The organism is Haloparvum sedimenti (assembly GCF_001462205.1).
Lineage (GTDB): Archaea > Halobacteriota > Halobacteria > Halobacteriales > Haloferacaceae > Haloparvum > Haloparvum sedimenti.
Genome location: NZ_LKIR01000127.1, coordinates 50,339 through 59,150 on the forward strand (window position 1 = coordinate 50,339; position 8,812 = coordinate 59,150).

Genomic DNA, 8,812 nt, shown 5'->3' on the forward strand with positions numbered 1-8,812 from the left:
GTCGAACCCGTCGTCGTGGACGGGTCGGACCTGGAGAGCACCGCGCCCGAGTACCTCCGCGACCTCAAGAGCGCGCTGTCGGCGGAGAACTATCAGCCGGCGACCCTCTCGGTCGACGCCTGCTTCGCGGAGGACTGCTCGCTGGCCACGCAGGAGGAGGCCGACCGGCTGCGCGGCTACGTTCGCGCCGCGTCGTTCCTCGGGGCCGGACGCATCGAACTCGCGGTCGACGAGGTCGCAGAGCCGGCGAAGGTCGAGCCCGCACTCGCGGCGCTGGCCGAGCGTGCCGACCGCGAGGGCGTGACCCTCACGCTTACGGGCGAGGCCGACGTGGCTTCGGCCTGATGGCAACCAAGCGCGCGCTCGAGACCAAGCTGGCGGTGGTCGCCGGCTTCGACGACCCGCGCGCCGCCCTCGAACAGTACCCCACGCCGCCGGAACTGGCCGCACACGTCGTCCACCTCGCTGACCTCCACGGAGACGTCGAGGCCCGTACCGTCATCGATCTCGGCGCCGGCACCGGGATGTTCGCGCTCGCCGCCGCCCTCCGCGGTCCCGCCCGAGTCGTCGGCCTCGAACTCGACCCGAGCGCGCTCGCGGTCGCCCGCGAGAACGAGCGCCGCGTCGCCGCCAGCGCCCCGGTCCACTGGGTCCGCGGCGACGCGACGCGCGCGCCGCTGTCGGTCCCCGACCCCGCGACCGTCGTCATGAACCCGCCGTTCGGCGCGCAGACCGGGAACGAGCACGCCGACCGCGCCTTCCTCGCGACCGCCGCGGAGGTCTCGGCCGTCTCCTACTCCGTCCACAACGCCGGCAGCCGCGAGTTCGTCGAGTCCTTCGCCGGAGACAACGGCGGGACGGTGACCCACGCCTTCGGCGCGAGCTTCGAGCTCGACAGGCAGTTCGAGCACCACACCGAAGCGCGGACCGAGATCGATGCCGAGGTGTTCCGCATCGAGTGGGACGCCGACGGCTCCGTCTGATCCGTCCTGTCGCCCGAAGAACCGTCCCCCAGCGCGCTCAGCTGTACCGCTCCGCGTTCGCGATCCGGACTCGAGTCTCGCCACGCTCCGCGTACAGGCGTCGGTCCTCGCGCTCGAAGGTGATCCCGCCGACGACGACGGATTCGTTGGTCGCCGGGAGCGCGGCGCGTGCCGTCTCGTTGCCCGCCGTCACCCGGAGGTCGAAGCCGCCCTCGACCGCCGCGACCGTCACGTTCCGACCGTCGATGGTCGCCTCCGCCTCGCTCGGCTGCGAGACGAACGCTGTCCTCGTCTCGCCGTCGTGCGCGAGGTCGATCCGGTACGTCGGGTCGCCGCCGACCGCGCGCCAGCCGGCCCGCCGAACGTTCACGTCCTCCCGCCAACCGGTCCCGCCGACTCGGACCTGGCCCGCGCCGTCCTCTGCGAGCCGCCCCTTCGTCAACGCGGTCGTCCAGATGTGTCTGTCCGGGTTGCGCACGATGACGCCGGAGGTGTTGACCGCGGTCGACTGGTTGAACGCCTCCACGTCGATCACCGACACCGTCTGATCGCGCACGTCTTCGGCGTAGGTAACCTCGTAGCCCTCGATCTCGACCGGGTCACCCGGGAGCGGTTCGTCGGTCGTGGTCATCATGTTGACCGGGACCGCGGGACCGACGATGACGCCGAAGCCGAGACAAAGCACCACGAGCGCGATCGCCCGGGGCGAGGCCGACCGGGCGGCCTCTCGGAACCCCTCCGGCCGGTCGACCGCCCACCGCCGGAGGAGCGGCGCCGCGCTCGCCGCGCCCGCAGCCGTGACGAGGACCGCCAGCACGACGACCAGGCTCGTCCCGACCGCGCGGAAGAGCCGGTAACTCTCGTTGCCGAGGTACCAGTACACCGCCCAGAGCCCTTGCGAGGCCCCGAACAGAAGAGTCCCCGCGAACAGACGCAGTCCAGTCGGCCGCTCGTCGCGGTTACGGAGGACGTACAGCCCCGCGAAAACGCCCAGAAAAAGCCCGAGCGCGTGTCCCTGAACCGCGATCCCGGCCCACCACGGCGCCGAGTAGGAGGGCCCCGCGGACGCCTCGACCACGGGGTTCCGGAGCGCGTTCCACAGCAGGCGGACGAGCGAGGACCCCGAGAGCGCGATCACCGCGCCGAGCGGATAGTGGACCAGCGCGAAGCCCCACATCGCGAAGACGACGCCCGAGAAACCGATGACGGGACCGAGCGCGAACAGCGCGGTCAACAGCCCGCAGACGAACACCGCCGCGGGCACGAACGCGAACGCGCGAACGTAGGGGTTCCGCCGAAGCGAGGAGAACGACGACGCGCCGCGACCGCGCGGGAAGTGGCCGTACGCGTACTCCGCGAGGGTTCCGGCGACGAGCGTCCCCAGCAAGTTGCCGGTGACGTGACCGAAGTTCGCGTGCGCGAAGCCGGCCCAGATCATCCCCTCCGGGTAGAGGTACGACCACGCGCGGAAGGGGATGACCACGGGCCGATAGGGGTTCCGGACCCCGCCCTGCACGAAGAGGTAGACACAGACGACGAACGCGACCGAGAGGAGCGTCCCCCACGGGACGCCGAGCAGCAGCCGGGACCTGAGGCGCCGCCCCCAGGCGCCTCGCGGACGGTCGATCGACCACACGACCCCCACCGCGACCAGAAACGCGACGACGACGGCCAGCCGGTGAACCGGCACCGCGTCAAGCACCATGTGCCCGTGTTCGGACGGGCGCGCTAATGAATGGCGCGGCCGGCGTCGCGGTTAGCGCGGCCGGCCGGGACCGGAAGAAGCGATCAGATCTTGCTCTCGGCGTCGTCGGCCAGCTCCTGCATGCGCTTGCCGACGCGGCCGGCCGCGGAGAACTCGTCCTCGCTCATCGCGGTCGCGAGGGCGTTGCCGAGCACGAAGACGGCGTGTTTGTGCTCGCTCTTGGACTTATGGACGTGTGAGGGGTCGACGTCCAACTGGTGGTACGCCTCGAAGAGGTCCTCGTCGACGTTCTCGCGCTGCTCGAAGTACTCCATGATGGTGACCATCTCGTCGTGGAGCTCGAGGAGTTCTTCCTTGTGCATGCTTCCACGAAGGGGTGAGACCCCTTTAAGAGTTATTGGGGAATCCTCGCACGCGGGCACGCTCGCGGGCGACTCGGAACGTCTCGCGGCGATTCAGCGCGGCACGTCAGAAAACGTACTCGTCCTCGTGACCCATCATCCCGCCCTCCTCCTCGAAGGACGGCCCCTCCTCCTCGTCGGTCGGACCGCTCGTTTTGTAGGCCTTGATGCCGGTCGACAGCAGGTCCTCGATGGCTTCTTCGCGGTTCAGGAACTCGCCCTTCTCGACCATCTGGGCGATCTGCATCTCCAAGTGCTCGGGTACGGTTATCTCGACGTTGGGCATTCTCTGTTGCCGCGTAAACGGACGGTGTATATAAATCTGCTGGCGAGTCTCGGGGGAGAAGCAAAGAGATCGTTTGACTGGGGGAACGGAGATTTCCACTGGGAGAAATTGCCTTCGTGTTCTCAGAACAACCGCCGAGTCGTTAACCATACGTAAACCGGGCCCCGATCCCGTGTATGGTCGAGGACGTCACCCAGCTCTACCGCGAGTACGGCGACGAGCGGCTTCCGCCGGGGCAGCGAAAGACCGACCGGTTCCCGGTGCTCTCGAAGAGCGGCACGCCGTCGTGGACGCGTGAGAACTGGGCGTTCGAGGTCTTCGGCGCGGTCGAGGAGCCGCTCACGTTCTCCTACGAGGAGTTCCGCGACCTCCCGAGCGTCACCCAGCGACAGGACTTCCACTGTGTCACCGGCTGGAGCAAGTTCGACTGCGAGTTCACCGGCGTCCCATTTCCGGAAATCGCGGAGCGCGCCGGCGTGGACGACGACGCGGTCCACGTGATGTTCCACGCGATGGACGGCTACACGACGAACCTCCCGCTTTCCGAGTGCGACCGCGATGCGGTGCTGTTCGTCTACGACTACGACGGCGAGGAGCTTCCCGCGGACCACGGCGGACCGCTCCGCGTCGTCACGCCCCACAAGTACGCCTACAAGGGTGCCAAGTGGGTCGACGGCGTGGAGTTCCTCACCGAACCGGAGCGGGGCTACTGGGAGAAGCGCGGCTACTCGAACACGGCGAACCCGTGGAACGAGGAACGGTACAGCTGATGTCCCCGGCAGGTCTCCGATAGTTAGGGTAAAGGAGCCGGGGGCCCGACCTTCTTTTAATGGAGTCGCCACGTTCGACCGACCGCCCGACGCTCGTGAGCCGGGCGACCCGGATAGACCCGCCGGCGTTCCGCGCCGCCTTCGACGCGCTGGACGCGCCGCGGACGGTCTGGAGCGCTCCGGGCGAGGCGACGGTCGTCGCGGGCGGCGCGGCCGCGACCCTGACCGCCGACAGCCCCGACCGGTTCGCGGCGGTCCGCGACGCCGCCGAGGCGCTGTTCCGCTCCGGCGACGTTCACGCCGGAACCGAGGCCGCACGTCCCCGGCTGTTCGGCGGGTTCTCGTTCCACGCCGACCGCGGAGAACGCGACGGGTCCGTCGCGGAGAGCGAGGCGGCCGCGGTGCCCGAACCCACCGGGGCAGACGACGGAGGTGGTGCGTGGTCCGACTTCCCCGACGCCCGCTTCGTCTTCCCGCGCGTGCAGGTGACGTTCGCCGACAACGGCGTCTGGCTCACGGTCAACGCCGCCGGACCGGACGCGGATCCGGACGCGGTCGAGCGTCGCCTCGACGCGGAGCGCGAGTCACTTTCCGGACTCGCGGACGAGCGGCCGCGGCCGCCACGCCCCGGGATTGAGGCGCGGCGCCGGACGACGACGCTCACCGACTGGCGGGCCGGCGTGGAGGCGGCGATCGACCGGATCGAGTCCGGCCGGCTCCGAAAGGTCGTGCTCGCGCAGGCGCTGGAGACGGATCTCGGTGCGGACCTGTCGTGGGGAGCGACGCTCGAGCGGCTCGCCGAGGCGTACCCGGACTGTCGCCGGTTCTGTATCGAGCCGGACGCCGGAGGAACGGCGTTCATCGGCGCCACACCTGAGCGGCTCGTCTCGCTTCGCGGCCGGACCGTCGAGACCGACGCACTCGCCGGGACGACCGGTCGCGGCGAGACGCCCGAAGAAGACGAATGGCTCGCCGAAGAGCTGCTCGCGGACGCGAAGAACAGCCACGAACACGAGATCGTCGTCGACGCGATCCGGGATCAACTCGACCCCTTCGCCGCCTCCATCGCGACCGGCGAGCGTCGGGTGAAGCGACTGGCGACCGTCCAGCACCTCCATACGCCGATCACGGCGGAACTGAACGACGACCACCACGTCCTCGACCTGGTGGAGTCTCTCCACCCGACGCCCGCGGTCGGGGGACTCCCACCGGATGCCGCACTCGAGACGATCCGTGCAACGGAGCCGTTCGACCGCGGCTGGTACGCGGCCCCTGTCGGCTGGATCGATGCCGCCGGAAACGGGAGCTTCGCGGTCGCGATCCGGTCGGCGGTCGTCGCGCGCCGGCGCGCGACGCTGTTCGCCGGCGTCGGGATCGTCGCCGACTCCGACCCGGACCGCGAGTGGGACGAGGTCCAACTCAAGTACCGCCCGATCCTCGACGAGCTGGAACGCGATTGAGGCGCCACGGGCCGCAGCCCCCAACGGGGCGACGCCCCGCCTACTGGTACATCCGCAGCGGCGTCGCCTGCGTGCTCTCCTCCTCGGCGTTCTGCATCCGGCGTGCGAGCTGTTCCTTCGCGCGCTGGATCTCCGTGGCGTGATCGACGAGGTCGTCGGTGGGGACGTCGACCCCCGACAGCGGCTCGATCCCCTTCGTGATCAGGATCCGCGACGCTTCGGGATCGGGGAACTCCGGATCCGACTCGACGACGAGTCCGACCGCGGTCGCGTCCCGCTCGACGGCGTGGGACAGCAGCGCCCCCGTCGGTCCGGACACGAGCCCCGGCTCCGCGGGATCGTCGATCCCCGCGTCGGCGAGCAGCTCGCGCCCCTCGCCGCTCGCGACCCCGTATATCGCCGGCGGCTCCGGTCCCTTCTCCCGTGGCAACCCGGAGAGAAAAAGCGGCGTGACGCCCTCCTCGTCGAGCCAGCCGGAGACGCAGTCCGCGAACTCCGTCGCGGCCGTGGGCGAGACGGGCACGTCGCTCTGGAGCACCACGAGGTTCCGATCCGGGTCGGCGTACAGCCGCACGGGGCTCGTCAGATCGGGGTCGCCCTCGCCGTAGGTGACGACCGCGGGCAGGCCCTCGCAATGGACGTTGGCGTAGTGGGTCATCTCGAAGGCTTCGACCAGATGGTCCGCAGCGATCTTCCCAACGAGGCCGACGCCGGGCAGTCCCTCGACGAGCAGCGGTTCCGCGAGGTCGATGTCGTCGGCGACGACGTTGATACGCGCCATGACGACCCGTAGGGCCCCAAGCGAGTAAATAGCCCCCCGTCGACCGCAACTCGTCAGGATGGCCCTCGATCGGCGCCGCTGGTCCTCCGAAACCGACAAAGCCGCCGGCGCGAAACGGCGCGTATGAACCCACTGGAGCGGTACGAGCCGCTCGTCGACGACACGGCGGCGTTCCGGGCAGCCTGCGACCGGCCGCTCCCCTCTGTCGTCCGCGTCAACACGGTGAAGACGGACCGGGAGCGTGCGGTCCGCGCGCTCGAACAGGAAGGCGTGACGTTCGAACCGGTCGACTGGCACGACGACCTCTTCCGGCTCCCGGACCGGAGTCCGGGGACGAACTGGGCCTACTTCCACGGCTGGCTCCACGGACAGGAGGAGGTCTCGGTACTGCCCGGGCTCGCGCTGGACCCGCAGCCCGGCGAACGCGTCTGGGACGCCTGCGCGGCGCCGGGGAGCAAGACGACCCAGCTGTCGGCCGCGATGGACGACATCGGGACGGTCGTCGCGAACGACAACAACCTCGGCCGGCTGTCCGCGCTCAGACACAACACCGAGCGACTCGGCGTCACGAACGTCGCGGTGACGAACCAGGACGCTCGCAACTTCTCCCTGAAGCCGTTCGCGTTCGACGCGTTCGACCGCGCGCTGGTCGACGCCCCCTGCTCCTGTGAGGGAACCTGTCGGAAGAACCCGGACGTGCTCGACGAGTGGACGCTCCACCACGTCGAGCAGGTCGCAGGGATTCAGAAGGGAATCTTGACCCGTGCGGTGCAGGCGACGAGGCCCGGCGGCACCGTCGTCTACTCGACGTGCACGTTCGCGCCCGAGGAGAACGAGGCGGTGCTGGACCACGTCCTCGAGGCGGAGGACTGCGAACTCGTCCCGTTCGACCTGCCGCTGGAGACGGTTCCCGGAGTCACGGAGTGGGACGGCGAGACGTACGACCCGAGCGTCGAACGCGCCCACCGCGTCTATCCGCACCACAACGACACGGGCGGGTTCTTCTGTGCGAAGCTCCGCGTCGGCGGCGAGTCGGACGCCGAGGCCGCGGACGGGGAAACCGTGGACGAGGAGCCGGCCGCGGACGAGGAGGTGGCGGCGTGAGCGACGAGCCGACCAACGACGGCCACCGGTTCGACCGACTGCCGGCGACCGCGGCGGAGCGCGAGGTCCCTGGACGGGCGACGCGCGAGGAGGTCGTCGACTGGTGGGCCGAGCGGTTCGGTGTGAACCCGTCGCTGTTCGACGGCTACTCCTTCTGGGAGAAAGGCGCCGGGAAGATCTGGATCTACAACGGCGACGCGCCGGACGGCGTCCGGATCGAGGCGATCGGGATGACGTTCCTGCGGACGCGACAGGAACACTGGAAGCCGACGACGCGCGCCGTCTCCCGGTTCGGAAGCCACGCGACCCGGAACCTCGTGGTGCTGGACGACGAGGAGGCCCGCCGGTTCGCGGCCGGCGAGGATCAGGAGGTGGAGCGGTGGGACGGCGACTGGGGCTATCTGATCGCGGCCCACGAGATCGCCGGGGAGACGGAGCCGATCGGCGTCGGGCTCTACCTCCACGGCGAACTGCGTTCGCGCGTGCCCAAGGGGAGCCGCGAGGAGCTCGGGTCGCTGACCGAGTAGCGGACGCGTGGCGCGCGGCACACCGACGAACGAGGCTGGCGAACAGGCGACACGAGGTGGAGCCGGCCGTGGGGCTCCGAACGAGTCCGCGCGGCGACGTGTCGCATCGACCGAGTGGCCCGCCGCGCGGCGCGTCGTCAGGTCACGGGGTGAGTGGCGCGCTATCGGTCAAAAGGGGTCGGACGCGTTACGCGTCGTCCTTCTCGCGGACGGTCCCGCCGCCGAGCCCCTCCCACGCGACGCGGTAGCCGAGCCGCGAGAGCGCGGCGCTGGCGTCCTCGATACCCGCGTCTCGCAGGGCCTCCTCGGCCGCACCGAAGTCCATCCCCGGCTCGATCCGGTCCCGCAAATCGTCGAGGAGCGCCGGCCTGACGAGCGTCCGTCCGACGCGCTCGTGGTCGGGGAACGTCCGGTCCTCGACGGCCTCAACCGCGACGCCGTACTCGTCGGCGAGGGCGGCGAGCATCACCACGTCGGCGTCCGGGCTGAGCGATTCGGGGAGGGCCGCGGCCGCGTCCGCGAGCAGGTCGGCCTCGTACTCGCGGAGCACGTCGACCACGTCCTTGACGCGCACGTCGCCCGCGTACGAGACCACGCGGTGGTCGCGGGCGGCGATCTCCTCGCCGACGCCGAGGCTCTCGTCGACCGCCACGACCATCTCTACGTCCTCCAGCCGATCGAGCTGGTCCAGCTTCTTCTCGACGTACGCGGGCGTCCAGAAGCCCATCACCTCGAAGAAGACGCGGAAGTCGTCGTGCTCGTAGTCGAACGCGAAGTCGGGGATCATCACGCGCG

The 8,812-nt window shown here is 70.0% G+C and carries 10 protein-coding genes and 1 pseudogene; 6 read left to right on the forward strand and 5 right to left on the reverse strand.

What is annotated here, in order from left to right; all coding sequences use genetic code 11:
* Together AN233_RS10330 and AN233_RS10335 are read left to right on the forward strand one after the other, a co-directional pair.
* A partial coding sequence (locus tag AN233_RS10330; RefSeq protein WP_245626055.1) for a hypothetical protein occupies positions 1 to 345 on the forward strand: 345 nt, incomplete at its 5' end.
* Positions 345 to 983: an METTL5 family protein gene (locus AN233_RS10335; RefSeq protein ID WP_058366706.1), complete on the forward strand. Its 639-nt coding sequence runs from the start codon at positions 345 to 347 to the stop codon at positions 981 to 983. The genes AN233_RS10330 and AN233_RS10335, both read left to right, overlap by 1 nt.
* A gap of 37 nt (positions 984 to 1,020) precedes the next feature.
* Here the strand turns inward: AN233_RS10335 and AN233_RS10340 are convergent, their stop codons facing one another.
* The 3 genes from AN233_RS10340 to AN233_RS10350 form a co-directional block, all read right to left on the reverse strand.
* Complete coding sequence (locus AN233_RS10340; protein WP_058366707.1) at positions 1,021 to 2,688, reverse strand: rhomboid family intramembrane serine protease; 1,668 nt, start codon at positions 2,686 to 2,688, stop codon at positions 1,021 to 1,023.
* Positions 2,689 to 2,771: 83 nt separating this feature from the next.
* Positions 2,772 to 3,050, reverse strand: coding sequence for a UPF0058 family protein (locus tag AN233_RS10345; protein WP_058366708.1), 279 nt, complete (start codon positions 3,048 to 3,050; stop codon positions 2,772 to 2,774).
* Positions 3,051 to 3,156: 106 nt separating this feature from the next.
* On the reverse strand, positions 3,157 to 3,375 hold the full coding sequence (locus tag AN233_RS10350) for a ribbon-helix-helix domain-containing protein (RefSeq protein WP_058366709.1): 219 nt from the start codon (positions 3,373 to 3,375) through the stop codon (positions 3,157 to 3,159).
* 176 nt (positions 3,376 to 3,551) lie between these two features.
* Between AN233_RS10350 and AN233_RS10355 the strand changes: the two genes are divergently transcribed.
* Entirely contained in the window at positions 3,552 to 4,145 is a 594-nt protein-coding gene (locus AN233_RS10355; protein ID WP_058366710.1) for a sulfite oxidase-like oxidoreductase, read from the forward strand.
* 59 nt (positions 4,146 to 4,204) lie between these two features.
* Entirely contained in the window at positions 4,205 to 5,605 is a 1,401-nt protein-coding gene (locus AN233_RS10360) for an isochorismate synthase (protein ID WP_058366711.1), read from the forward strand.
* A gap of 40 nt (positions 5,606 to 5,645) precedes the next feature.
* On the opposite strand, the gene AN233_RS10365 is transcribed toward AN233_RS10360, so the two are convergent.
* Entirely contained in the window at positions 5,646 to 6,386 is a 741-nt protein-coding gene (locus AN233_RS10365) for a proteasome assembly chaperone family protein (RefSeq protein ID WP_058366712.1), read from the reverse strand.
* A 123-nt stretch (positions 6,387 to 6,509) separates the two neighbouring features.
* Between AN233_RS10365 and AN233_RS10370 the strand changes: the two genes are divergently transcribed.
* Both AN233_RS10370 and AN233_RS10375 read left to right on the forward strand, forming a co-directional pair.
* Entirely contained in the window at positions 6,510 to 7,490 is a 981-nt protein-coding gene (locus AN233_RS10370) for an RsmB/NOP family class I SAM-dependent RNA methyltransferase (protein WP_058366713.1), read from the forward strand.
* Positions 7,487 to 8,017 carry a DUF7122 family protein gene (locus tag AN233_RS10375; protein WP_058366714.1) on the forward strand — a complete coding sequence of 177 codons (531 nt, stop codon included), beginning with the start codon at positions 7,487 to 7,489 and terminating at the stop codon, positions 8,015 to 8,017. The genes AN233_RS10370 and AN233_RS10375 overlap by 4 nt, the downstream gene beginning before the upstream one ends.
* Before the next feature lie 187 nt (positions 8,018 to 8,204).
* Here AN233_RS10375 and AN233_RS10380 read toward each other — a convergent pair.
* Positions 8,205 to 8,812 (reverse strand): annotated as a pseudogene (locus tag AN233_RS10380) (DUF790 family protein); the annotation flags it as partial.